This is a genomic window from Streptomyces sp. enrichment culture, from assembly GCF_964272895.1.
Classification (GTDB): Bacteria; Actinomycetota; Actinomycetes; order Streptomycetales; family Streptomycetaceae; genus Streptomyces.
This window is the reverse complement of record NZ_OZ186832.1, coordinates 7,372,350-7,397,013: the sequence shown is the minus strand read 5'-3', so window position 1 is coordinate 7,397,013 and position 24,664 is coordinate 7,372,350. Positions and strand designations below refer to the sequence as shown.

Below are 24,664 nucleotides of genomic sequence, written 5' to 3'. Positions count from 1 at the left end.
GTCGGTCGCCGTGACCGCGGCCCTGCTCCGTCGGGTGCGGTGGCCGGGGCGGCAGTGCCTTCACTTCTGCCCGCACACCCTTCGGTAGGGCACGTCCGGCAGATACGTACGCCACTGGGACCGTGTCAGCCCTCCTTCGGCTCGGCGGCACGCCGCTTCGGCCACGTGGTCGGGGTCGACGGTGTACCGCTGGAGGGGCACATGGCGGCCGGCCGCGAACAAGGTGCCGCCGTCCGGGGAGAAGGCGAGGGACTCGATGTCGTCACCGGCGGTGGGCAGGCCGACGCCCAGAGGGCGGCGGGAGGAGACGTCCCACATTCTCAGGGTGCCACCGGCGCCGGCGGCCACCAGGAGGGAGCTGTCCGGGGAGAAGGCCAGCGCGGTCGTCGAAGACTGTGGGGCGGAAGGGCCGTTGAGGGAGATGCCGCCGGACAGGATGCCCAGTGACGTACCCCGCCGGGCGTCCCAGAGGGTGATGCGGTCGTTCATGTCGAGCAGGGCCACCGTGTCGCCGTCCGGGCTGATCGCGGCCACGAGGTGGGTGTCGAGCGTGACCTTCCTCGCGGGTCGTCCGACGGTGCGCATCAGCGTCCCGTCGTCGAGCAGGAGCACGCGGCCGTCTGCCGAGATCGTGCTGACGGAGCTGACCTCGCCGAGGGCCTCGGCCTCTGCCGGGCCTGTGACGCGCCGCAGCCTGCGGCCGTCGTCGGCATTCCACACGGTCAGGGTCGGCCGGACTCCGTCGGAGATGGTCAGCTCCCGGCCGTCCGGACTCAGTGCGAAGTCCCACATGCTGTCGACGGGCATGCGTACGGTGCTCAACCGGCGGTGCCGGACCGTGTCCCAGACCGTCACGCGGGTGAAGGTCATCCCTTCGTCTCCCCAGCTGTAGGCGAGGCGGCGTCCGTCCGCGCTCAGTGACACCTCGGAGGTGGTCCACGGATCGTCCTCCTGGGCTACGGGTACTCCGGACACCTCCGACCGCAGCCGTCCGGTCCGGGTGTCGTACACGGCGAGGTGCCCGGTACCCGCGCCTCGCCCCCTCAGGACTGCCACGGTGCTGCCGTCGGCGCTGAGCACCGCTGCCGCGGCCGTCTCCCGCTGCCAGGAGGCCCCCACCACCCGGCTGATGTCGACGCTACGAACGACACCGGCATGACGCGTCCCTCGCACCACGTAGCGGAGCACACCTGCGCGGACGTCGAAAGCGAGTTGCTCCGGCACGCGATCGGTCAGCTCATGGCGGAGGACGGGGACATCCGACCTCTCAGGACTCCACACCAGGATCGCGCCGTCGCTGACGCCTGCGACGAACCGTCCGTCCTCACTGAGGACGTAGTGGGCCACGGACCCGTCGTCGATGTGGGTGAGCTGCTTGCCTGAGGCGGTGTTCCAGCGGCGCAGGCCGTCCGGGCCGTGCACGGTCAGGACACGTCCGTCCGGTGCCATCTCGAGGGTGTCCTCCGGCCCGCACACCGGCCGAGGGGACCAGTCGACGCCGCGGCTGCGCTGCGTGCGCACATCCCACAGACGTAGTCCTTTGGGCGTGCAGACGGCGAGAGTCCTGTTGTCCGCCGTGATGTCATAGGCGGCCGTGTCCCCGTCGGGCAGGGTCGTCTGGACGAGGCGCCGTCCGCTCCTCGTGTCCCACACCTGCAGCCGGTCACCGCCCTGCGAGCTCCACGCGCGCCCGCTGGAGCTGAATCCCTGGGAGACGACGATGCCGTCGGCCACGCCGCTTCCGGACTCCGCTTGCCCTGTGCCGAAGTCGGCCTGGTCGGGCAGCGTGGCCGATTCCAGCTCCCACGCGGGGTCGGGCACACCGGGCCCGTGGAAACGCTCCGCGAGGACGTCCCACAGGCGCAGTGTTTCCGCCTCGACGTCCTGGACGATCAGATAGCGCCCGTCCGGGCTGACCGCATCTCCCGGTTCGCCGGAGGGCGACCGGTGGCTGCTGAGCTGCCGGCGGGTGCGCAGGTCCCACCGGGTGATGCCGTCGGGCCCGTCGAGGGTGATGAGCGTGCGGCCGTCGGGGCTCAGAACATAGCCGTCCACCGTGCCCGCGCGGGGCGGAGTGAACGGGGGCAGTTCGTTGTGGCCCAGCGCACCGAGGAGCGCGGAGCGGGTCTCCGGCCCCGGGTCCAGGCGCCACGCGGCGACGGCAAGCCGCAGGGAGAGGCCGGGGTCGGAGGAGCGCAGGGTCTCGGCCGCGGTGGCGGCGCGGCCGGCGGCGGTCTCCAGCCGGCGGCGATCTGAGGTGCGGTTCTGCTGCCAGGCGACGACTCCCGCGACCAGGGCCAGCACGAGCAGCACCGAGACCGAGGCGGCCCAGCCCTTCAGGCGCCGTCGTTCGCGGGCGACGGCGGAGCGGCTGGCGGTGAGGAACTCCCTCTCCTCCGCGGTGAGATCCGCGGCCGCCTGGGGTTCGGTGAAGATCTCCTCGGCCTCCGCCAGACGCGCGCCCCGGTACAGAGCCCCGCTGTCCCGCTCCAGTTCCTCCCACGCCTGGGCCGCTTGGGTGAGCCGTCGCAGGGCGTGCAGCCGGCGCCGGTCCTCCTCGATCCAGCCGTGCAGCCGGGGCCAGGAGGTGATGAGCGCCTCGTGAGCCAGGTGCACGGTGCCGCCGTCCAGGGTGACGAGCCGGGCCCGTGCGAGCCGGTCCAGGACGGCGTCGGTCTGCTCCGGACCGTCCGCTCCCGCCGTGCGCAGCTCGGCGCGGTCCACGGGACGGCTGGTGTCCGCGGTTCCCTCACCCGGCGCGATCAGCCGCAGCAGGATGCGCCGTACCGCGGCCGCCTGTACGGGGGTGAGCTCGCCGTACAGTTTCTCGGCCGTCTGCGCGACGGCGCCCCGCACGCCGCCCGCCGCCTCGTACGCCTCCAAGGTCAGCATGCGGCCCGACCGGCGGCGCCAGGTCTCCAGCAACGCGTGCGACAGCAGCGGCAGTCCGCCCGGCTCGCCCGCCACCTCGTCCAGGAGCCGCGCGGTCAGCGCCCGCTCGACGGTCAGACCCCGTGCGGCGGCGGGCCGCACGATCACTTCCCGCAGTTCCTCGCGGCCGGGCGGCCCCACCGGTATCCCGGCCTCCCGTACGACCTCGACCAGGGCGGGGTGTTCCAGGCAACGGCTGTAGAAGTCCGCGCGGACACCGAGGACGACGCGCAGCCCGCCGGCCGGTTCCCGGGAGGTGAGCAGCAGGTCGATGAACTCGGCGCGCTCGGCCGGGTCCGTGCAGAGGGTGAACACCTCCTCGAACTGGTCGACCAGTACGAGGGTGTCGCCGGGTCCGTCGGCGGGCCGCAACCGCTCGGCGTGGGTGCGCACCGGGTGCGCGCCGGGCGTCAGGATGCGGATCGCGGCGAGCGGCGTGTCCGGTCCGGCGCCCTCGCTGAGGCGGGGGATCAGCCCGGCGCGCAGCAAGGACGACTTGCCGCTGCCGGACGGGCCGAGCACCACCACACTGCGGTGGGCCCGCACCGTGTCGAGCAGGCTCTCGATGAGCTGGTCGCGTCCGAAGAAGACATCGGCGTCCCCGGGTTCGAACCGCATCAGGCCCCGGTACGGCGACTCCTCGGCGTTGGCGTCCTCCCGCGGGACGGCGGCCAGTTCCTCGGCGACGCCCCGCCAGCGTTTCTCCCACACGTCCGCGTCGCCGTCGCAGGCCGCCGCATAGGCGAGGGTGACCGCAAGCGTCGGCAGCTTCTCCCCCGCGGCCGCCTGTGACAGCGCGGCAGCCGAGTAGCCGCTGCGCTGGGCCATCGCCCGGTACGTCGGCGCGCCCGCCTCGGCGCGCAACGCCCGTAAGTCCGCCGCGAACCGCTGCACCGGACCCGCGTCCGGGTCCAGCGGCTTCTCCTTACGCCCCACCCCGGTCCCCTCCACTCCCGCGCCGGCCCCGCCAGCTTCTCTCCCCGCGGCCCCACCTGCGCCGGTTCCCCCGCCCTGCTGACGGTGCTCCGACAACGCCACCCGGCGCAGCCCACCGTAGAACCCGCCCCCAGCGACTGGCAAAGCGGCGCTGCCACGCCCGCCTGCGTGTGGGGCGGTCCCTCGACCAGGCCCTTCTCGACGCGTCGTCGATGCGAGGGCGGCATAAGAGCTCTCGATGCCGATCTTCCGTGGGTTCAGGACACTGCAGGCTCCGACTCACCAGCTCATGGACCCGGTGGCGATACTGCCCCGTGACGCGAGGCGGGCCGCCGTGTCGCTAGCCTGTGCGGGTGACACGTACCGATGATCGACAGTTCCCCGCCGCGCTCGCCGCTGTGATGGCCGTGCCGTTCGACTACGCGGGCGGTGACGGGGTCGACTTCGAACCCTTCGAGGCATTCCTGTCCGCCGAGGAGACCACCGACTGGTTCCGGGCCTGGACGGGAAACGACGAACTGGACGGCGACTGCTTCCGCATCTTCGGTCAGGACGGCTCGGGCGGGTATGCGGCGTTCTGGCTGATCCGCCCGAACCAGCCACTGGCCGATCAGCCCGTTGTCTTCCTCGGGTCCGAGGGGGAGACCGGTGTCGTAGCGCGTGATCTCGGCGACTTCCTGTGGCTACTGGCCGACGGTTTCGGCCCCCGGGAAGCGACCAGCTCCTACGAGCCTGACTGGACCCCGCGCCCCAACCCCGATCTGGTGGCCATCGCCGAGCGGTTCGCACCGGGCCGGCGCCGGTCAGCCGCCGGCGTGGTCGAGCTGGCCACCCAGGAGTTCCCCGAATTCGACGACACGATCATGGAGCTCTGCCGCTGAATCTGTGCCGGAGATCTCCGGCATCGAGCCAAGAGCGAGGGTATCGAGGTCGCTCGTTACGAAGTGTTCGGTGCCCGCGCAGTAGGCCGACCCAGCGGTGAGGTACTACGCGCGGTGCCGCCGACCACGCAGGTCACCCCGTTTCCCTGTCATCCGGGCACATTCCCCCGGTGGCGCTGAACGAGTGGACTTCCGCGGACGGCTGCGCGAGCGGAGATCCGCGGCGGGGCCGCTGATGATGATGTTGCCGTCTGATGCCCCCGATCCGACAGAGGCACCTGACATGCGACGACGTACCCCCTCCCGCCGACTGCTCGCCACGGCCCTGCTCGCGGTCTCGATGCTGACCCCCATGGCGGTGGCCCCCGCCACGTCGGTGCACGCCGCGGGCGTCGACCGGGCCGAACGCGCCGGTCTCGCCGAAGGCGTCGGCCACTCCCATGAGAAGGGCTGCCCGCCCCACGGACTGCCGCCGAGCTGACCACCCGGCTGGACCGGGCGATCCAGGGCGTACGCCGCCAGGCCCGCATTCCGGGCGTCGTCGTGGGGCTGTGGATGCCGGGGAAGGGATGCTACGTCCGTGCCACGGGCGTCGCCGACATCGCCAGCCGCAGGCCGATGACCACGGACGTGTTCGTACGGATCGGCAGTGAGACCAAGACCTTCACGGTCACCGCGCTGCTGAAGCTCGTCGACGACGGCAGGGTCGGCCTCGACGACCCGATCTCCAAGTACGTCCATGGCGTGCCGAACGGCCACCGCATCACCCTGCGCCACCTCGCCGAGATGCGCAGCGGCCTGTACCCCTACACCTTCGACACCGACTTCCAGCGCGATCTGCTGAGCGACCCGACCCGCTCGTTCACCCCCGAGGAGGTACTGGCCTACGGCTTCAAGCACAAGAACACGTTCAAGCCGGGGCAGCAGTTCCAGTACTCCAACACCAACCTCGTCCTGCTCGGTCTGGTGGTCGAGTGGGTCACCGGCCATCGACTGGCCGACGTCATCGAGCGGCGCGTGCTGCGCCCGGCGCGTCTGCGTCACACGCTCTTCCCGCAGGGTGCCGAGTTCCCCGAGCCTCACCCGCGCGGGTACACCGACCAGACCCTCAGCGGCGAGGTCGCCGACGCCACGGACTGGAACCCCAGTTGGGCCTGGGCCGCCGGAGCGATGATCTCGGACCTGCACGATCTGCGCCGCTGGGCGAGGATCGTCGCCACCGGCACGCTGCTCAGCCCCGAGACCCAGCGGGAACGGCTCAGAATGCTCCCGACCGGCGTTCCGGGCACCCGCTATGGCCTCGGCATCTTCGAGAGCGGCGGCTGGATCGGCCACAACGGCTCCATTCCGGGGTACGAGACCGTGACCGTCCATCTGCCCTCCAAGAAAGCGACGTTGGTGGTCATGCTCAACACCGACATCACCTACCAGGGTCAGGAACCGTCGTCACTGGTCGCCCGCGCAGTCACCGAGATCGTGACACCGAACCACGTCTACGACTGTCCCAACCCTCTGACCTGAGGCGCCCGAGTGGAGCACACGGGTGAGGTCGCCGGGGGTCACGGTGGCCCCCGGCGAGGGCGGCGAGCTGCACCTGTCGGCGTACTTGCCGACGTGCTCATAGGAGGACGAGATGAACGTGCTCAGCCGAGCATGTGTGAGACCGGGTGCGTCGACGCGTGCGACGATCGCGTGATGGAGCGCCCTGGCCCTCTGCTGCGTCGTCGCCTGTTGCTCGAGTCGCTGGCCGTCATGGCTGCTGATCCCCCGTGCCCAGTTGCCTGGTTGGACAAGCACGGTGTGGTGACGGATGAGATCGCCATGGATTCGGCGCCCGCGGTTGCTCAGTCTCGCCGGCGTACAGCAGAATCGAACGATGTCCCGATCAGTAGGCGCGCACACCGCCGACCCGTGCCCTCGATGCTTGGTCGAGGCGGTCCGCCCGGGCAGTCCGACGACTGATGCGGGGCGCGATGTGGTCGGCTATCACTGCGATGCCTGCGCGCACAGGTGGTCCCGGCCCTTCGAGACCGAACTGGAGCTCCACGACACCGTCAGGGTGGACCTCCCGGACGCCACGCTGTACGGCAGCGTCTGGCAGGTGGAGCCCGACCGCGTCCAAGTACGTGGCGAGCGCGGCAACTGGCTGCGGTGGGTGGAACGCTGGCGAGTCATCGTCTACTGACTTCCCGGCCCATCCTGTCTACGACTGCCCCGGCGGGCGAACCCCACGCGTTCCACTGACCCAGCGCAATGGTGGTTTCGTGGATGCAGGCACCTTGGCCGCCCTGGAACGTGCCCGCATTCTCAGCGCTCCGGCTCCTGTGTGGACGAGGCAGGTCAGCGTGGATCACCCCGTACTTTCCCCCTCATCCGAGTCCCCCGCCATGCGCTACGCCGTCTGTGCACGAGCCCTGCTGGGACCGTCTGCCGGACAGCACCTTCGATGAAATCCACTCGACGAGGACCCACCGTAAAGGGGACGGTGAACGCATGACGTCGGCCGAGGCAGCAGCCATCGGTCGGAAACGCCCCCAAGTGCCCCCGTGGGTCACCCCTCCCCCACCCTCTCGTTGTCCAAGTCCCAGCAGATAGGCGCAACACCGATGCCACGCTTCGATCAGTACACCGGCCACAAAGACGACATCAGCGTGGATGCCGGTCCCGTCCGCCCTGGCATGGATCTGTCGACGTTCGCGACCACCATCCGGGCCGACGTCGAGCGGATCATGAACATCGAATTCGGCGTCAGCGAAGAGTGCACCACGCCAGGCAACTTCCTGTTCTGGTTCGAGAACGACGACCTCAGCATCAGCCTGCTGGTGGCCGAACCGGAGGTGGAGGAAGAGCCGTTCGACAATCTCTGGGCGTGCATCGAGCCGATCTCCAGATCGACCGAAACAGCAACTTGGGAACTGGCGGAAAAGGTGTATCGCGGTCTGAACTCTCTCGGCTCATATCTCCTGGCAGCGTTCGACAACGGCGGCGCACTGATAGAAGCCAACTTCGTCCCCGGTGAAGAGAGATGACACCGATCCGCCCCGGGCCTCGGTAAAGGTCTGACGGAGGGAATCCGGGCGTGGACGCGTGCCATCACTCCTGTCGGCAGACGGGAGCTCAAGCCGCCGCGGAGCGGAACGTACTCGGACTCAGGCCCTTGTGGCGTTTGAACGCGGCGCTGAAGCCGAAAGCGTCCGCATAGCCGACAGACCTTCCGATCTGGGCGATGCTGAGGTCGGTGTCGGTCAGCAGCGTCTCAGCCTCGTCCATCCGGCATTCCGTGAGGTAGGCGAGGGGCGGGCGGCCCATGAGCTTGGTGAAGCGCTTGGCGAACAGCGCTCGGGAGACGCCGGATCGAGCGGCCAGCGAGGCCACCGTCCATGCCTCGGCGGGCCGGTCGTGGAATGCCTGCAGGGCGGGGCCGAGGACCGGGTCGGTGAGGCCCCGGTACCAGCTGGGCGCGTCGGCGCCGGCCCGGTCGAACCAGCTGCGCAGCGTGCACACCAGAGCCCAGTCGAGGAGCCGGTCCATCAGCGCCTGCGAACCGGCCGAGAGACGGGCCGCGTCGGCGGCGGCCGTCTCCAGCCAGGCACAGACCTGGACGTCCTCCCTCATCACCAGGACAGGCGGCAGGGCACGCAGAAGCCGCTCGTGACGGTGGCCCGAGGCGCGGTAGGCGCCCACGATCAGCGCGGTCGCCTCCTGCGCGTCGGTACCCCAGTGGATACCGCCGAGTTCCTGCCCGGTGCACCCCGTGTCCCTGGTGAAGCAGGCGATCTCGTACGCGGCATGAGAGCTGCGCAGGGATGCGGGACGGTCCGCGAGATGGAACGGCGCGGGGCCGCGCACGATGGCGGTGTCACCCACGCCCACCGCTCGCTCGGTGCCGTCGGGCAGCAGCAGGGTTCCCCCGCCGCGCAGCACGGTGATCATGGTGAGGGGTGTGTCGTCGGCGAAGCGGATCGTCCAGGGTGCCGTCAGGACGGCGTGGGTGACGACCGAGCCCTCGGCCCGTATGCCGCTGAGGAGCGAACTCAATGGGTCCACGGAACACATCGTAGACGATCTCCTATGTTTCTGAGCGTTTCTCCCATGGATCATCTACGTCGCCACGGCTGTACTGGAGTCATCGCATCGACCGAGAACAGCCGGGAGACACCGTGACGCAGCACGACAGCCATGCCAGGACAGCCCTTGTGGTCGTCGCACACCACCGCACCGATTCCCTCACCGCGCACACGGCCCGCCGAGCCGCCGCCCGGCTCGAGGCCGCCGGATACCGCATCGACCTGCTCGACCTGCACGCCGAGGGGTTCGACCCGCGGATGAACACGGCGGACCAGCCGGACTGGGGCAACAGGGAGAAGGCGTACTCGGACGAAGTGCACGCCCATATGCGGCGCATCCTCGACGCCGATGTCGTCGTCGCCGTCTTCCCCGTGTACTGGCAGAGCGTGCCCGCCATCCTCAAGGGCTGGATCGACCGCGTATGGAACTACGGGTTCGCCTACGGGCGCAGCAAGCCCCGCCTGGCCGGCAAACGCATCCTGTGGCTGGGCCTCGCCGGCGCCACTTCCGACGATCCCGTCGTGGAGGGCATGCAGACCGTCCTCGAGACCACTCTCAGCGAAGGCATCGCCTACTACTGCGGCTTCTCCCAATCCACCGTCGGCCTCCTCACCGACGCCGAGGAGCGCCCGCAGCGCGTGGACGCCGAAGGCAACCTCCTGGTCGGCGAAGCGGTCCAGGGCGCGGAGCGAGAAGCGCAGTACGCCGATCTCGACCGGCGTGCAGGGGAGTTCGTGGAGAAGTTCGCCGCCGGGGAGCTGGTGGCGGCCTGACCACTGCCGCGCCGCGGGCCGGGGCGGGGCCGCGGGGGCCCTCGCTCCAAGCGGCGGTGGTCGAAGCCGCGGCGGACGGGGCTTGTCCTGTCGCAGGACGGCCACGTCCGCCACCGGGTCAGCGGTCATCACGAGGGAACTTCAGTAGCCTTGCCGGGAATCCGCCACCGAGGCGATGGGGGCCCCTTGTGTTCAACGCCGCAGCATTAGCCATCTCGATCTTTTCCCTCCTCGTGTCAGGCGTCATCGCATGGAGGCAGCTGAGGTCGTCCCAAGGCGCGAACGTTCTCTCGATCATCCTGGACGGATTCCAGGAGACAAGGACAGCTGAGTTCTCCGAATCAATCGAGTACGTTCTCTACCATTTGACTTCGGCGCACCCTGAGCGCATCTCCTACGTGGATCTTCCGGAGCCTGCGAAGCAACACGTCCGCCGTATCGGACTCTTCTACGACGATCTGGGGAAACTCGTCGCCCATGGCCTCGTCGATGAGCGTCTCGTCATCGGTTCCTATGGACGAAGCGTTCTCCGAGCCTGGGCCGTGTTGTTCCCCTACGTTCGCGCGGAGCGCGAGAAGCATCGGAGACTGGCCATGCCCTACTTTGAGGATCTCGCGTTCAGGGCGAGCAAGCGGTCGCCCGAGGATGTCCACCGGGAACTGGGGATGAAAAGGTTTCCCGTCTCCGAGGCGATGGCGCGGGAGATAGGTCCTCCAGCCGAGGCAGACTGACAAGCCTCCACTTTTCTGGTGGCGCCCGGCGAGAGCGTCCTTATGGCGGATGGCGACCGGCGCTCGGCCGGTTGGGCGGCTGGCCGGCGTCACTGCCCGGGCTCGCCCGCCGTCTGCGGCAGCAGATGGCCCAGTGTCTGACCGGTCACGGATGCAGCGATGAGTTTTCGCGGCCTGGAGAGTCTCATCACCGTTGTCGACAACCCAGGAGGAGCACGTGGCTCAGCTGCTGAGAGTGCAGAACTTCAACGTCTCGAGTGACGGGATCGGTGCCGGTGAGGACCAGAGCCTTGAGAGTCCGTTCGGCCACGCCGTCGACCCGGCGAGGCTGTTCGCCTGGGCCGGCGCCACGGCGAGCTGGCCCATGCGCACCGAACCCGGAGGGAGCCGGGGACTCGACGACTACTTCACGCGGGACTACGCGCGCAACATCGGTGCCGAGATCATGGGCCGCAACAAATTCGGGCCCCAGCGCGGGCCCTGGACCGACTATGAGTGGCGCGGCTGGTGGGGCGACGAGCCCCCGTTCCGCACCCCGGTGTTCGTCATGACGCACCACAAGCGTCCTTCGTTCACGCTCTCCGACACCACGTTCCACTTCGTCGACGGCGACCCGGCCACGATCCTCGAGCAGGCGCGGGAGGCGGCACAGGGCAAGGACGTCAGACTCGGCGGCGGGGTCACCACCATTCGGGAGTTCCTGGACGCCGACCTCGTCGACACCATGCACGTCGCGGTCTCGCCGCTGAAGCTCGGGTCCGGACTACGGCTCTGGGAGTCACCCGATGAACTGCTCGACCGGTTCCACCTGGAGGTCGTGCCCAGCCCGAGCGGCGTGACGCACCACCTGTTCTGGCGCAAGTGACCGGACCGCAGGGCTGGCCCCGGTTGGCTGTATTGCCTCCTGGGCTGCCCTGGGGGAAGGCCAGCCGGTGGGAGTCGGTTCCGGTCTGGACGACCGCGCCGTTCGACGTCAGGCGTTCGACGATGGCCGCGGTTCGTCGGAAACGACGGTGACGCTGTTCTTCTCCTCGCCCGCGGTCAGAACCTGAAGAAGCAGCTCAGCGCCGTGATGGCCCAGATCCATGCAGCCGAGCTCGTGGACGCGCAAAAGACCGACGCGGCCGTAACGGGCGATGGTCTTGTTCAGCTGTTTCTCGTCGGCGGCCCCGACGAGCTAGTTCAAGGGAAGCAGGGCAAGCCTGGCGAGCAGCTGCCGTCGGCGGCCGGACCGCACGCTCGTTCGGTGCTCGGTGGACCGCTCCCGCTCCTACGAGCGCCCGTGCACCTTCCGCAGGATCTCCTTGCGGAGCCTCACGCGATCGGAGTCCCTTCGGAAGCGAATACCCTTCTGTCTCTCTACCGCTTCAGCCAACCTTCTGGCCTGGCCCCCGTCGAGTTCGTCGACCATCTGCAACGCGAGCCGCATGGCGTGGTACTGCTCGAAGGGTGAGCGCGGGTGCCAGATAGCGGCGAGGGCGGCTTCGAAGTTCCGCAGTTCCGGCTTGGCCTGCATCATCGCCAAGGCGGTAATGCGCTGTTCATCAGTACCTTCCCGCAACCACCGCAAGACCTCGGCCGCCTCGAAGGACTGCTCCCGTGCCAAGCTGCGCGCCCGCGCAATCACCTCTTCCAGCGCCTGGGTGCGTGCCGCGCCGGGCCGCATGGATCCGCGCACTGAGCCGTAGTCGGCGGCGAGGGGGCCCGCAGCATCCAGCAGAGTCCTCGCCTCAGCACGCAACCGACGAGCCATGGCAGTGTCACCCAGACGGTCGGACTCCTCCGCCAGCGCGAACCTCTCCGCCGCGGCGGCCCGAAGCCGCAGAGTGGCTCCTCCGAACTCCAGGCTCTCGACATGACTGCCCAGCAGAGAAAGGAGGAGCAGGACACCCCCGAACACGATCAACGCCGCTGCGCCGGTCCCGCTCTCGGTCGCGAAGACCGCAAGGGCCCCCAATCCGAATGACCCCACGCCCAGCACCACCGCGAGCGTGCGCAAAGCCGGCGTGAACCAGACGGTCGTGGCTCTCGTCCTCACCGGCCTCTCCGCATCTGTCGGGATGCGTATGAAAATACCGGTAAACCAGGTCATAGCCGATCAGCAGCCACTTCGTGTCGGGCTGCTCAGGGTGACCACGCCGCCGATTCTCAGGACGCCCTGCGCCACGAACAACTGGGGGTGGGCCAGGATCCAGAGGGAGACCTCCGCCGAGTTGGTGCCAGAGGAGGTACCGGCACCGAACAGGAGCGGGTCGCCATGGCCCACCGGGTGCCGGCTGACCGACCGCATCCGCTGCGCCGCGGCGGCACGAGGCCAATTGGTTTGAGGCCGTGGTCGTTCCGCTCAGCCGAGCCGGTCGGGCAGCGGTGCGAGGCGGTAGTTGGCCCAGATGAAGTTGTCCATCTGGTGCTGGTCGCCGCTGAGGTTGACGACCCGGTCGACCTTGCCGTCGGTGTCGAAGTGCCAGACGAGTGCCCAGAGAGTGTCGACCTTGCCGGTGCCTTGGGTTGTCCAGCCACGGTGGATGTCGACGACGTACTCGTCGTTCGTCCCGAAGAAGATCGGTTCGGCCTGGAAGCCGGCCTTGGCCAATTGGTCGAAGAAGCTGACGACCTCGGCGATGCCTCGCTTGGTCCCGGACAGGGGGTGGCGCCCGGGGATCGACCACTCGATGTCCTCGGCCAGCACCGCGCTCATGGCCTCGAGGTCACCTGAGGCGTAGGCGGAGAAGAACTGCTGGACGGCGGTTGTCTTCGAATCGTTCGCAGATGTCGACATACCTGCCAACCTGTCATGGCGGTGACCGTCTGGTGTAGCGGGACCGGCTGCACCAAAGTCTGCAGGAAGTTGCAACAGACATGCGCCCAGCGGGTGTCCGGCTCCGCCACCCACGCGGGCGCCTCGCCTCGCCGAGACGGCGGGACCGTGCCTCATCGCGTTCCAGAGGGACACGGCCTTGATCTTGCGCTCGCCGGAGCAGCAGAGTGCGGCGGGGCGGCCTCGCGTTGAGGGCCACCTGCGGGTGGTGAGCCTGACCGGCGCGTAGGGGCGGATCCGTCCGAGCAATGGACCTGAGACGCCTGGGTGGGCGATGGATCGCCGTATGTCGACGTGCGTGCGCTGTGGTGCAGATCGGCCCGTGACCCGATGCGGATGCGTGTGGCCCCCTGCCTCAGAATGATCATCGCGGTCCGCGGTCGCGGGTTGAGGCAGCATGTGTGAGGAGAGTCGTGGAAGAAGTCATCCAGCACATCCGGGAGACCCGCTGGCCCGACGAGGCCCCGCCCGAGCTCCCCGACGAGCAGCTCCTCGCGCGACTCGAAGAGGAACACGGCATTCAGTTGCCCGCCGGCCTCCGGGAGTTCCTGCTTCATGTCGGTGACGTCGAGCGCCGCCGCCTGGACCCCGTCACCGTCACGGACGAGGGCCGGCACACGCACCTGCCGGAGCTCATGAACATCGCCTGGGCCCAGGGCGTCCCGCGCGACCTGATCGTGCTGTGCGAGGACGAGGGCGACTTCTATCTTGTCCGCCCCGACGGCGCTGTCGTCTTCTGGTCGTGCATCGGCACCGGCGGCTTCACGGAGGACCGCTGGGAGTCGGTGTGGCACTGGGCCCGCGACGAGTGGCTTCGCCTATGACCCACCGTCCGTGACATGGGTTCGCCCCCGCCCCTCATAGCTGGGGGGCGCAAGCCGGTCTGCGGGAGCCTGCGGTGAAGATCGGCGACCACAGGGCACGATCGATCCGCGGCAGGCGGGTCCGCGTTTCGGTATCAGAAAGTGCGGGCGGCGTTGTCAGTGGGTTCGCCGCCCCGCGTCCACCGCGGCTCCTGGCGGTGGCTGCGGAGCCGTCCACGGCTGGGCCACCGTGCCGTCCGGATTCCAGCCGTACTCGCGGAGGCGGCAGGCGGTGTCGGAGCGGCCGAGTTGTTCCAGCAGGCGCACGGTCTCGGTGAGGGCGTGAGTGCGGCCCTGGTCGGCGGCGCGGCGCAGTGCGGCGAGGGCTTCCTCGGGACGATCCGCCAGGACGTAGAGGCGGGCGATGGCGGTGTGGTCGTCATGCCGCAGCAGCAGGGCGATCGCTTCGTCGAGGCGGCCGGCACGCGTCAGGATCTCGGCCGCCGTGTTCCGGGATGCGTAGTGGAACTCGCCCCCGGCGGACAGGAGTTGGTCCAGCGCCTCGTCGATGCGTCCCCGTTCCTCCAGCAGGCTGACGAGCGGGCCGGGCAAGGCGCCCATGGTTCCAGGGGACATCAGGGAATATCCCGCACCGTTCACGTGCGCGTACGCCGCCTGCGCTTCGTCGACGAGACCGGACCGCACGGCGATGCCCGCCGCTACGGCGACCTTGCGAGGGTCGGCCTCATCGATCCTCCTGCGCATCCAGGCGCTGACCTCCTGCATGTCCTCGGAGCCGGACGCGCCGGGTTCGCCGGCGGCCCCTGCCGTCGCGAGGCGCGCCCGGACGTCCTCGTAGGCGCCGACGGCCTCGAGGAGAGCCACCGCGCGCCTCATCGCCACCGCATCGAGTGAGGAGTACGCCTCTTCCCAAGCGGTCCTCGCCTGCGCCGGAGTGAGGTCGTGGCGGGAACGCGAGTCCTCCTCGATGAGCCGTGAGAACAGCCCACCGCCGTGGCCGTACGGCTCCGCGGCCTCCTGGACCAGGATCAGCGCGAGCGAACGGTGACCCGCGGCACGCAGCAGTCCGGCCATGCCGCACAGTGCCCGAAGGGCGGGGGCCTTCCCGAGCGAGCAGGCTCCGTCGTCGGTCAGCCAGCGCAGAGCCCGCTCCGTCTCCCCCTGTGCCTGTAGCTGACCGATGGCACGGGCCAGCGCGGACAGGTCGCCGGCGGATGCCCGCTGCCGCAGCCATTCCCATGCCTCGGCCGTACGTCCTTCGGACACGAGCAGGTCGGCCACCCGATCGACGGTGTCGTCGTTCGCGGTGCTCGCCCGCGAGACGGCGTGGGCCTTCAGCCACTGCACCGCCTCGTCGATGCGTCCGAGCTCTCTCATGCGCTCCACGGCTTCGGCACGGGCGTGCCAGTTGCCGCGGTCGGCCAGTTCTCGCAGCCAGGAGACCGTCATGTCGGGTTCACCGGCGGCGATCATCGTCTCGGCCGCTTCCCGCAGGATCAGTGCGTAGTCTCCGTGGTCGAGATCCTTCTCCGCCAGGAGTTCCTTCCACCAGGTGATCGCCTCGTCGGTGCGGCCCTGCCGGTGGAGCAGCCGCGCCAGTGCGTCCCACTGGTGGTGACCGCCGGCGTAGCTGCACCGCCGGGGTGCCCAGGCGGCGGCTTCGTCGCTGCGGCCCTGCTCGATCAGGAAGTCCATGATCGTCCGGTTGGCGTAGTAGTACTCGCCGTTGGCCTGAGCCGCGCGTCTCCACCAGTCGCGCGCTTCTGCGGTCCGCCCGACGGCGTCCAGGTGGTAGGCCACCAGGCAGGGTGCCTCAAGGTCACCGGCGTCGGCCGCCGTCGTCCACCAGCGCAGTGCGGCGAGCACGTCGCCCTGTCGCTGCAGGTGGGTACCGGTGACGACCATGGCCCGGCTGTCGCCCGCGTCCGCGGCGAACCGCCACCAGCCGTGGGCCTCCCGCGCCCGCCCGGCGCTGTCCAGCAGGCGGGCCAGGTGGACCGCCGACCGCCGGTCACCCCTCATGGCGGCACGGCTGAGCAGTCGTGCCGCGGGGCGCAGTCTCCCCCGTGCCTCCGCCGCCTCGGCCGGCGCGCGCAGCTCCTCGACGGTGCGAAGGCGCTCCGCGGCCTGCCAGAAGCTGTCCGGGGGTACCTTGTCGCGGCGCCGGGCACGGCCGTGCTGCTCCAGGTAGTCGTGCACCTGATAGACGACGGTGTCCCCGTCCGGGGGCGGCTCCCGGCGCGGGGTCAGGGCGCGGATGCCGTGCTGTCGTCGGGTGGCGTCGTCGAGGGCGACCTGGGTCCAGTTCTCGGGGAGCAGTCCGTCGAGCAGGTCGATGTCGAGGTAGTCGCGGGCCGCGGCGGTCAGCAGCGGCGCGGGCACCGCGCCGGGGACGCCGAGGCGGCGCAGGTCGATCGCAGCCGACAGCAGTGCGGCGTTCAGCAGCGCCTCGTCCGTCTGCGGGTGCTCGTACCGGTCCACGAGGTACGGGCCGCCGGTCAGCGTCTGGATCACCCGACGGCTGGGACCGGCGGCCGCGGCGGCCTGGAGCAGGCGTGGGTCCGCGTCGGCCTGTTCGGTCAAGGCGGTCAGGTGCTCGGCGGTGAGCATGTCGGGCACCCGGATCCGGCGGGCCCGGTGTGTGAGCAGTTGACGTGCCTGCGCATGGGGATCGGGTGATCCCGGGGCCGGCTCCGCCACCAACTGGTCCCAGTATTCGGGCCACATACTGGCCAGGCCGACGACCGAACCCGGCTGGGAGTCGTCGAACCATGTCCGCAGCGTCTCCGCGACCTTCTCCCCGGCCTCGCCGCACAGGAGGTTCTGGGCCTCGTTCATCCAGAGCACCACGCCTGGCGTCCGGCGGTGGGAGGCCGCCAGCTCCAGGAACGACTCGGCGGTGCGCGGATAGAAGAGGGGCCGGGCGCTCAACTCGGGGTGCGTGCGCACCGCTTCGTACATGGCGCGGGTCTTGCCGGTGGAGGACTTCCCTGTCAGGGCGACCAGCAGGCTGCCTTCACCCGCGCCGACGAGCGCCCGGTCGAGCTCGGCGTCGAACTCGCGGCGCAGATACGGCGGCAGCGGTGGCAGCGGCACGCCGGGGTCGCCGTCGGCGGTCAGGGCGTCGTGCACGTCGAGGTCGGACGGGCTCCAACAGGACGCCGGCAGGGCGGCAGGCTGCGAGGCTGATTTGCTCCGCGTGGAGGGATGGCTCCGCTCCAGCAACGCCTGCCAGTACTGCTTGTCGACCTCGTGCGGAAGCGGGTGTCTGCGGGCCCGGGCATAGCTTTCGCAGGCGTCGAGGAACGCCTCCACGGTGGGCCAGCGCATTCCTCCGGTCGTGTTCGGGTTCTTCGCCTCGCCCAACGACGACCTGCTCACGTCGTGGCCAAGCCGTCGGGAGTGCTCCACCAGGCTGCTCAGCGGCGGTCTGCCCGCCCTCTCCCACAGCAGGCGCAGCTCTTCGCGGATCAACGTCGTCCCCTCCCCCGTGCCGCCGAGCCGACCGAGCGGCGTCGGCCGCCGTCCAGAATCCGGATCTGGACGGAACCGGACGACGGCGGCCGCAGAGTCGGCTTCATCACTACTCGCTGCCTTCGGAGGTCACCGATGGGCTCCGCCTTCACCGATGCCGTCCTGCTCCTGTGGGACTGGCTGCCTCAGATCACCGTCCTGTTGAAGTTCTTCACCGCGCTCGCCGCGTTCGTTCTCACCGTCCCGCCGCTCGCACGCCGCGCCCTTCGCCGGCTGCGAACGCGCCTGGACCGCTGACCGCCGACGTGCGCCGCACACGGACCCCCCGGGGCGGTGAGGGACCGGGTTCTGGCCTCGCCTGGGTGTAAGGGAGCGCCGATCAAGGCACTTGAGTACCGTTTGACCGATGCTACGCCGACGCGGCCGGGCCCGGTGCGGTTTCGAGGCCGTAAGTCCGGCTGTGACGACCTCCGTGCCGCCCGCCTGCGGTCCTGCTACTGGCCCTGCGACCAGACGCTACCGGCCATGCATCCAGACCCGCAGCGGACCGACCGGCTCGAAGCCGTGGCGGACGGCGGCCTCCAGGTCCTCGCCCCGCTCGTAGCCGACCAGCGGCGACGAGGGGAATAGCCTGTGCACCGCGTCGAGTACGACCGGCCAGGCCGCGTCGGGGCCACCGTCCAGCGCGAAGACGTTGGAGATTCCGACCACCTGGTCACTGCGGCTCGCCACCGCTCCGGCGACGACTCGGCTGTCGGCGGACCGTCCGGCGAGCACGAAGGTGCCTGGGGCGTCGAGCAGTTCGGGCCGGAAGAGGTCGGCGTGGCCGTCCCCGTCGTCCCAGGCGAGGGCCCAGGCGCGCAGCGCGTCCGGATCGTCCGCCACATTCCAGGAGAGGTCCGGCGCCAGGGCGGGCGCACCTGCCGGGCGGTGGATCCACTGTGCCTCGAACAGGACTTGGAAGCCGGCCTCCGTCAGGTCGAGGTCGGCGAAGCTGTCCTTGACGGAGGCGTCGGGGGTGGCGGTGTCGATCCGGGACACGAGCGCGGCCGGGTCGGCGCCCGGCGCCAGCGTCACCGCGTCGGGGTAGTACAGCGGCGTGCGAGACGGAGCGGCCCAGGCATGTGCTCCGAACTCGCCTGCCAGGCCGTGGGATCGGGTCATCGCCGCGCACCACTCGGCGTTGTTGCGCGCGGCGGCCTGGACCAGGAACTGCTTCGGAGTCGTCACGAGGGCGGATCATGACGACTCATGGCCGGGCCGTCGAATGATTTTCCGCTGCCTGTCCGAAGGGTCCGACCGTGGTCCGCAGGATCGGCGGACGGGGACCGGTGTCCGTCGTCGACCCGGCCGTCGTCGGCCACGTCCCCGCGCTGTCCAGACCGGCCTGGACAGCGCGCGGGGGTCGGATTCCTCAGGGGCCGGTGTCCTCGGGTCGGGGGAGGACGCATTCGATGAGGTAGTCGCCGGTGCCGGGGTCCATGGTGACGCCGTGGGTCTCGCTGTGGAAGCCGGGGAAGGCGCGGTCGAAGGCTTCCAGGGCGCCGAGGTAGCGCAGCAGCGGTCCGTCGGCGGCGCCGATGGCCTCGCCGGGCATCAGGACGGGGATGCCGGGCGGGGTGACGGTGACCATCGCGGCGGCGATGCGGCCGGCCGCCTTGGCCAGGGTGAGGCGCTCGGTTCCGCCGCGGATCAGGCGCTGGTAGCAGCGCTGCGGAGGTTCGACGGGCTCGGGGAGCTCGCGGAAGGCCGTGTCGAGCGTGCCGATCAGCTCGGCCTCGGTGAGGTGTTCGTGCATGTCCTGGCACAACTGCCGAAGTGTCAGGCCGGCATAGCGGCCGGGGTGTGCGTTCAGGAGTGCGGGCAGTACCTCCTCGAGCGGGGCGTCGCCGTCGTACAGGGCCTTGAAGTCCATCAAGGCGTCCATGAGGGTGCCCCACTTGCCCTTGGTGATGCCCATGGAGAAGAGGATGAGCGTGCTGTAGCTGTCCGTCTTCTCCACGACGATGCCGCGTGTGGCGAGGTACGCGGTCAGGACGCGGGCCGGGATGCCCCACTCGGCGGTGTCTCCCGTGGCGGTGACGCCCGGGCAGGTGAGGGTCACCTTCACCGGGTCCAGCATGCAGTAGCCCTCGGTCAGGCCCTCGAAGCCGTGCCAGTCGGCGCCCGGCTCCAGCTGCCAGCAGCGGGGGTCCGCCGCGAGCAGGGAGGGCGGCACGTCGAGGAGGTCGACGCGCTCGCCGGTCGCGGGATCGGTCACGGTGTCGGGCTGCCACACGCCGAAGAACCAGCCCGGCCGGTCCCCCGCGGCGGCGATGCGGCGGCCGGTGCGCACGACGGCCCGGCGGAAGCGGATGGCCTCGGTGATCGCCTCGTCGAGGAGCGCCCGCCCCTGGGGGCCGTCCATCATGGCGGTGGCCACGTCCAGCGAGGCGATCGCGGGATACAGCGGCGAGGTGGTGCCGTGCATCATGAACGCCTCGTTGAACCGCTCGTGCTCGACCGGCGCGCGGGGCGAGGGCTTGACGTGCACCATGGCGGTCTGGGACAGCGCCGCGAGCAGTTTGTGCGTGGACTGGGTGGCGAAGACCGTGGGCCTCATCGGGTCGTCGAAGGTGTCGGGGCCGACCGCCATCCCGTACCGGCTCGCGTACAGCGGGTGGAAGCGCGCGTAGGCGAACCACGCCTCGTCGAAGTGCAGCCGCGGCGTACTGGGCGCCAGCGTTCGCGCGACCTGGACCGTGTCGTAGCACAGCCCGTCGTAGGTGGAGTTGGTGAGTACGGCGTACTGCGCCTGCGGGGAGAGCGCGTCCGCGGCGAGGGGGTGCGCGGCGATGCGTGCCCGGACCGCCTCGGCGTCGGTACGGGCGGGAGGCAGGGGGCCCGCGAGTCCGTATCCGTTGCGGGTGGGGACCAGATAGACGGGGCGGGCGCCGGAGATCACCAGTCCGTGCAGGACGGACTTGTGGCAGTTGCGGTCCACCAGGGCGATCTCGTCGCGCATCACGCTGAAGTGGCCGACCATGCGGTCGGCGGTGGAGTCGCCGTGCAGGACGAAGTACGTGCGGTCGGCGCCGAAGACGCGGGCGGCGTTGCGCTCGGCGTCGCCGATCGGGCCGTTGTGCTCGAACAGCGAGCCCAGTTCCCCGACGGAGATCGACAGGTCCGTACGGAACAGGCGCTCGCCGTAGTAGTCGAAGAACGCCCGGCCCGCCGCGGATTTCAGGAACGCGACGCCGCCGGCGTGTGCCGGCGTGTGCCAGGAGTACTGGTGGGCGTCGTCGAAGCGGCGCAGCGCCTTGAAGAACGGCGGCAGCACGCCGTCCCGGTATCCGCGCGCGGCGGCGGCCACGCGCCCTGCGATGAAGAGGGGGGTGTCCTCCAGCGGCCAGATGTATCCGGTCACCACCTCCGCGACCCAGAGGGGGAGTTGCTCGAAGTCCCCGTCCGCGTCCTGCGCCTGCTGCGGCATGAGCAGGAAGACGGGGAGGTCCTTGAACCGCTTCTCGATCGCGGACAGGACCTCCGCGCCGCCGCCCTCCTCACCGCCGGGCGCGGCCTGCGGGTCCAGGTCCCAGGCGACGAGGGCTGCGGCGAGCCCTGCCTCCGTGCGCAGCACGGCCTGCGCGTCGCGCGCATCGGCGGCCCACCGTACGTGCAGCCCCTGGGTCTCCAATTCCTTTCCGATGCGCAGTAGTTGCTCGCTGACAGCCCCTGCGCCTGCGCGCGTCTCCCGCGTGGCGAGAAGCACCGTTCCCGTGCTCACGACTCGTCTCCCGATCCCGATCATGGACATATGCCGCGCAGATAACCGTTCGAGGCGGCCGACGGCACCGGCGAGCGGGCGGGATTCACCTGAAGGGGTAGGGCTGCGGGCCCTGGGCCCCTCCGGGGTGGGACGGGTCGGGCCGGCGCCGCCGACCGCGTTCACCGGCCGCTGCGCGCCGTCCAGACCGTCCCTCGGGCCTCGTACTCGAGCATCTGCTCCAGACCGACCGCGGCATCCGCGCCGAGTTCCCGACGCGCCAGCCACAGGGCGAGGTCCAGTCCGGAGGTGACGCCGCCGGCGGTGACCAGGTCGCCGTCGTCGACCACGCGGGCGTTCTTCAGCAGGCCGCCCTGCCGCTCCAGGTCGGCCCGCGCCCGGTGGTGGGTGGTGCACGGGCGTCCCGAGGTCAGTCCGGCGGCGGAGAGCAGCATCACGCCCGTGCACAAGGCGCTGACGGTCAGACCGGGGCGGGTCGCGGCGGCCAGGGCGCGGGGCAGGGAGCCGCGCCGGATCTCGGCCCACACGCCGGGATCCTCGCGGCGCGCGTATCCGCCGCCGGGGACGACCAGGAGGTCCGCGTCCTCGGGGGCCCATCCGTGGTCGACGCGCAGCCTGGTGCCGTAGGCGGCCCGGACGGTGCGCGGACCGTCGAGTGCGACGTAGCGGACCTGCACCTCGCGGTCGGTGAAGTAGCCGGAGGCGGAGAACACCTCGTAGGGAGCGCTGAAGTCGAGTTCCTCCACGCCGTCGAACATGACGATGTGGACGGCTAAGGGACGGTCGCGCCCGGAGGCCGCGGAGGACGCCGCGTCGGCGCGGGGGGCGGTGCCGGCCGTCAGGGTCACGGCTCCCAGCGCGGTCGTGGCGTGCAGGAGGGTACGGCGGTTCATCGGTCGGTACTCCGGTTTCGTCGATCGGTCACGGGTGGAGGAGAGGTTCGTCCGCCAGGTACGGGGGTGCCGGGTCGTACTGGAGGGCGCGGCGCACGGCGCGGGCGTGCTCGCGTCCGTGCAGGTGTCCGACGAGCCACAGGGCGCTGTCGATGCCGGCGGACACGCCCTGACTGGTGAGCAGGTTGCCGTCGGCGACATAGCGGACGCCCCGGACGACAGTGACGTCGCCTCGTCCTTCGAGTGCCTCCTCGTACTGCCAGTGGGTGGCGACGCGGCGGCCCCGGGCCGGGCCCGCGGCGTGCAGCAGGAACGTTCCGGTGCAGACGCCGACCACCCAGGTGGCGCGCGCGGCGGTGTCGGTGAGCCAGCCGGTGACGCGCTCGTTGCAGGGCTCGACCTCCCGGGCGCCGGAACCGCCCGGTACGAGGACGACGTCCAGCGGCGGGTGGTCCCCGAGGGTGAGATCCGGCAGTACCCGCATGCCCTGGGAGCACCGGACGGGTCCGGGACGTTCGGCGAGGAGCAGGACGTCGTCCCTGCCCTCGCGCAGATCGGAGGAGGTGGTGAACACCTCCCAGGGACCGGCGAAGTCGAGTTCCTGCGCCGTTTCGAACAGCAGAATTCCGTATGTGGTCATGCTCAGTTGCCCCAGCGCGCGGCGTCGGCCATGGTCTCCATCCGGGTCCTGTGGGGAGGTGCGGACCTCTCCCGCAGCAGTTCGGCCGTGAGGGAGAACAGCGGGGCCTTCTCCGGTCGGCGCCGCGCCTGGGCGACGATCTCGTCGGTGAGGGTGGTGGCCATGGACAGCCGCGGATAGGCGGCGTGGATGGCGGCCGCGGTGGCGTCGTCGACGCAGTCCGTGTTCCAGCCGAAGTCCATCCCGGTCCCCTGGTGCACCAGGGCGCACAAGGTGCCGCGGCGCTCGGCGATGCCGGGTGACGTGTGCAGGGCGACGGCCTCCCACACGGCGTCGACGTCGGCGGTGGGCAGGCCCTGGGCGGTGAGGAACTCCGCGGCCGTGTCGGCACCGTCCACCTCGAACCGCTGGTGGCGGTCGCCCGCCTGCGTCAGGCCGATGTCGTGCAGGACGCAGGCCAGGAACAGCAGCTCCGGATCGTAGTCACGGCCCGGCTCCGCGCCCTCGTGGTCGGCGCGCAGGCGGGCGAAGAGCGCGCTGCGGACGCTGTGGTTGGCGGTCGCGGTGGACTCCGTCTCGCGCACCAGGGCCAGCGCACGGCGGGCGAGGGGGGTGTCGGGCAGCGGCGGGACGCCGTTGATCATCACGTCGTTCATGTCCTCGATGATCGGCTGCGGCAACTGCCCCTGACAGTGGCAGACTTGCCGGTATGCGAGAGGAAACTGCCACCCCTGCCGCACCGCACCGCGTGGCGGTCCTGGTCATGGACGACGTGCTGCCCCTGGACCTGGGCATCCCCGCCCAGGTCTTCATCGCCGTGCCCGGCGCCCCCTATGAACTGACCCTGTGCGGACGCACCGCGGGGCCGGTCCCGACCGCGGCGGGGTTCGACGTGACGGTGCGGGCCGGACTGGAGGTGGTTCGCGGCGCGGACACCGTGGTGGTCCCCGGATACGCGCCGCACGCGCGGGAACTCCCCGCGGACGTGCTCGCCGCACTGGCCGAGTCCCACGCCCGCGGCCGGCGGCTGGTGTCCATCTGCACCGGCGCGTTCGCGCTGGCGGCGGCCGGGATCCTGGACGGCCTCACGGCCACCACGCACTGGCGGTACGCCGAGGAGCTCGCGGCGCGGTATCCGCGCGTGACGGTGGACCCGCAGGTGCTCTACGTGGACGAGGGGCAGGTGCTGACCTCGGCGGGGGTCGCCGCCGGCATCGACCTGTGTCTGCATCTGGTGCGACGCGACCTGGGTTCGCAGACGGCGAACCAGGTCGCGCGCGCCCTGGTCTGCGCTCCCCATCGCGACGGCGGGCAGGCCCAGTACATCAAGCGGCCGGTGGCGCCCGACCCGTTGGGCGTGACCCTGGCGCCCACCCGGGCGTGGGCCCTGACCCGCCTGCACGAACCGCTGACGGTCCCCCAGCTGGCCGCCCACGCCCACATGGCGCCGCGGACCTTCGCCCGGCGGTTCGTCGCCGAGACCGGCACGACGCCGCTGCGCTGGCTGCTCGCCGCCCGGCTGGACCGCGCGCGGGAGCTGCTGGAGAGCACCGAACTCGCCGTCGACCAGATAGCCGACCGATGCGGCCTGGGCAGCCCCTCGAACCTCCGGCTGCACTTCCGGCGCTCCCTCGGGACGACACCCACCGCCTATCGCGCCGCGTTCTCCCCCTCCCCGGCAGCGGGGCCCGCAGCACGGCCCCGTTCCGCCCGGACGCACGCCCCGACGGCGGCCCCCGACCCGCCGGCCGCCGCGCTTGCCCGGCCGAGCGCCCCGCGCCGCACCCGCGACGGCGGCCTCGGGGCAGTCGCCCTCACCTCCGGCCGCACAGGACTCGCCGCTCCTCCGCATCACTCCTCGTGAGCGCGACGGGTGTGACGGTGTACCACCGGAACCGGCCTCTCCCCCCATCCCCTCGGCCGGTCCTT

General features: G+C 70.6%; 19 protein-coding genes and 2 pseudogenes. 10 read left to right on the top strand and 11 right to left on the bottom strand.

Annotation, left to right across the window (positions count from 1 at the left end; all coding sequences use genetic code 11):
- Window positions 1-60 precede the first annotated feature (60 nt).
- A complete protein-coding gene (locus ACSU6M_RS32930; RefSeq protein ID WP_437074759.1) occupies window positions 61-3,867 on the bottom strand; it encodes an nSTAND1 domain-containing NTPase in 3,807 nt (1,268 codons plus the stop codon).
- Between the two features lie 353 nt (window positions 3,868-4,220).
- Between ACSU6M_RS32930 and ACSU6M_RS32925 the strand changes: the two genes are divergently transcribed.
- From ACSU6M_RS32925 to ACSU6M_RS32910, 4 genes and pseudogenes are all read left to right on the top strand, one after another.
- Window positions 4,221-4,748: an SMI1/KNR4 family protein gene (locus ACSU6M_RS32925; RefSeq protein ID WP_437074757.1), complete on the top strand. Its 528-nt coding sequence runs from the start codon at window positions 4,221-4,223 to the stop codon at window positions 4,746-4,748.
- 283 nt (window positions 4,749-5,031) lie between these two features.
- Window positions 5,032-6,269 (top strand): annotated as a pseudogene (locus ACSU6M_RS32920) (serine hydrolase).
- 355 nt (window positions 6,270-6,624) lie between these two features.
- Complete coding sequence (locus ACSU6M_RS32915) at window positions 6,625-6,933, top strand: hypothetical protein (RefSeq protein ID WP_437074756.1); 309 nt, start codon at window positions 6,625-6,627, stop codon at window positions 6,931-6,933.
- Between the two features lie 388 nt (window positions 6,934-7,321).
- Window positions 7,322-7,777, top strand: coding sequence for a hypothetical protein (locus tag ACSU6M_RS32910; RefSeq protein WP_437074755.1), 456 nt, complete (start codon window positions 7,322-7,324; stop codon window positions 7,775-7,777).
- 88 nt (window positions 7,778-7,865) lie between these two features.
- Here ACSU6M_RS32910 and ACSU6M_RS32905 read toward each other — a convergent pair whose 3' ends face one another.
- Window positions 7,866-8,795, bottom strand: a complete 930-nt coding sequence (locus ACSU6M_RS32905) for an AraC family transcriptional regulator (RefSeq protein WP_437074753.1) — start codon at window positions 8,793-8,795, stop codon at window positions 7,866-7,868.
- A 113-nt stretch (window positions 8,796-8,908) separates the two neighbouring features.
- Between ACSU6M_RS32905 and ACSU6M_RS32900 the strand changes: the two genes are divergently transcribed.
- The 3 genes from ACSU6M_RS32900 to ACSU6M_RS32890 all read left to right on the top strand — a co-directional run bounded on the left by ACSU6M_RS32900 (window position 8,909) and on the right by ACSU6M_RS32890 (window position 11,185).
- Window positions 8,909-9,589, top strand: coding sequence for an NAD(P)H oxidoreductase (locus tag ACSU6M_RS32900; RefSeq protein WP_437074751.1), 681 nt, complete (start codon window positions 8,909-8,911; stop codon window positions 9,587-9,589).
- 188 nt (window positions 9,590-9,777) lie between these two features.
- Window positions 9,778-10,320 (top strand): DUF4760 domain-containing protein, encoded by a 543-nt coding sequence (locus tag ACSU6M_RS32895; RefSeq protein WP_437074749.1) that lies wholly within the window; start codon window positions 9,778-9,780, stop codon window positions 10,318-10,320.
- A 217-nt stretch (window positions 10,321-10,537) separates the two neighbouring features.
- Window positions 10,538-11,185, top strand: a complete 648-nt coding sequence (locus tag ACSU6M_RS32890; protein WP_437074747.1) for a dihydrofolate reductase family protein — start codon at window positions 10,538-10,540, stop codon at window positions 11,183-11,185.
- 58 nt (window positions 11,186-11,243) lie between these two features.
- On the opposite strand, the pseudogene ACSU6M_RS32885 reads toward ACSU6M_RS32890, so the two are convergent.
- From ACSU6M_RS32885 to ACSU6M_RS32875, 3 genes and pseudogenes are all read right to left on the bottom strand, one after another.
- Window positions 11,244-11,497 (bottom strand): annotated as a pseudogene (locus ACSU6M_RS32885) (IS21-like element helper ATPase IstB); the annotation flags it as partial.
- Between the two features lie 93 nt (window positions 11,498-11,590).
- Entirely contained in the window at window positions 11,591-12,358 is a 768-nt protein-coding gene (locus ACSU6M_RS32880; RefSeq protein ID WP_437074746.1) for a hypothetical protein, read from the bottom strand.
- Between the two features lie 306 nt (window positions 12,359-12,664).
- Window positions 12,665-13,099, bottom strand: coding sequence for a nuclear transport factor 2 family protein (locus ACSU6M_RS32875; protein WP_437074744.1), 435 nt, complete (start codon window positions 13,097-13,099; stop codon window positions 12,665-12,667).
- Window positions 13,100-13,551: 452 nt separating this feature from the next.
- Here ACSU6M_RS32875 and ACSU6M_RS32870 point away from each other — a divergent pair, with 452 nt between their 5' ends.
- The gene (locus ACSU6M_RS32870; protein WP_437074743.1) at window positions 13,552-13,962 is read left to right on the top strand and encodes an SMI1/KNR4 family protein; all 411 of its coding nucleotides are present in this window, start codon (window positions 13,552-13,554) and stop codon (window positions 13,960-13,962) included.
- Between the two features lie 156 nt (window positions 13,963-14,118).
- On the opposite strand, the gene ACSU6M_RS32865 is transcribed toward ACSU6M_RS32870, so the two are convergent.
- Window positions 14,119-17,436 (bottom strand): hypothetical protein, encoded by a 3,318-nt coding sequence (locus ACSU6M_RS32865; protein WP_437074741.1) that lies wholly within the window; start codon window positions 17,434-17,436, stop codon window positions 14,119-14,121.
- Window positions 17,437-17,571: 135 nt separating this feature from the next.
- Here ACSU6M_RS32865 and ACSU6M_RS32860 point away from each other — a divergent pair, with 135 nt between their 5' ends.
- On the top strand, window positions 17,572-17,733 hold the full coding sequence (locus tag ACSU6M_RS32860) for a hypothetical protein (protein ID WP_437074740.1): 162 nt from the start codon (window positions 17,572-17,574) through the stop codon (window positions 17,731-17,733).
- Window positions 17,734-17,952: 219 nt separating this feature from the next.
- On the opposite strand, the gene ACSU6M_RS32855 is transcribed toward ACSU6M_RS32860, so the two are convergent.
- The 5 genes from ACSU6M_RS32855 to ACSU6M_RS32835 all read right to left on the bottom strand — a co-directional run bounded on the left by ACSU6M_RS32855 (window position 17,953) and on the right by ACSU6M_RS32835 (window position 23,391).
- Window positions 17,953-18,666 carry a hypothetical protein gene (locus ACSU6M_RS32855; protein ID WP_437074738.1) on the bottom strand — a complete coding sequence of 238 codons (714 nt, stop codon included), beginning with the start codon at window positions 18,664-18,666 and terminating at the stop codon, window positions 17,953-17,955.
- A 184-nt stretch (window positions 18,667-18,850) separates the two neighbouring features.
- Window positions 18,851-21,202 carry an Orn/Lys/Arg decarboxylase N-terminal domain-containing protein gene (locus tag ACSU6M_RS32850; protein ID WP_437074736.1) on the bottom strand — a complete coding sequence of 784 codons (2,352 nt, stop codon included), beginning with the start codon at window positions 21,200-21,202 and terminating at the stop codon, window positions 18,851-18,853.
- Window positions 21,203-21,363: 161 nt separating this feature from the next.
- Complete coding sequence (locus tag ACSU6M_RS32845; RefSeq protein ID WP_437074734.1) at window positions 21,364-22,095, bottom strand: DJ-1/PfpI family protein; 732 nt, start codon at window positions 22,093-22,095, stop codon at window positions 21,364-21,366.
- A 28-nt stretch (window positions 22,096-22,123) separates the two neighbouring features.
- Window positions 22,124-22,735 carry a DJ-1/PfpI family protein gene (locus ACSU6M_RS32840; protein WP_437074733.1) on the bottom strand — a complete coding sequence of 204 codons (612 nt, stop codon included), beginning with the start codon at window positions 22,733-22,735 and terminating at the stop codon, window positions 22,124-22,126.
- A 2-nt stretch (window positions 22,736-22,737) separates the two neighbouring features.
- Complete coding sequence (locus ACSU6M_RS32835) at window positions 22,738-23,391, bottom strand: HD domain-containing protein (RefSeq protein ID WP_437074731.1); 654 nt, start codon at window positions 23,389-23,391, stop codon at window positions 22,738-22,740.
- A gap of 53 nt (window positions 23,392-23,444) precedes the next feature.
- On the opposite strand from ACSU6M_RS32835, the gene ACSU6M_RS32830 reads away from it, so the two are divergent.
- Window positions 23,445-24,599, top strand: coding sequence for a GlxA family transcriptional regulator (locus ACSU6M_RS32830; RefSeq protein WP_437074729.1), 1,155 nt, complete (start codon window positions 23,445-23,447; stop codon window positions 24,597-24,599).
- The last annotated feature ends 65 nt before the right edge of the window (window positions 24,600-24,664 follow it).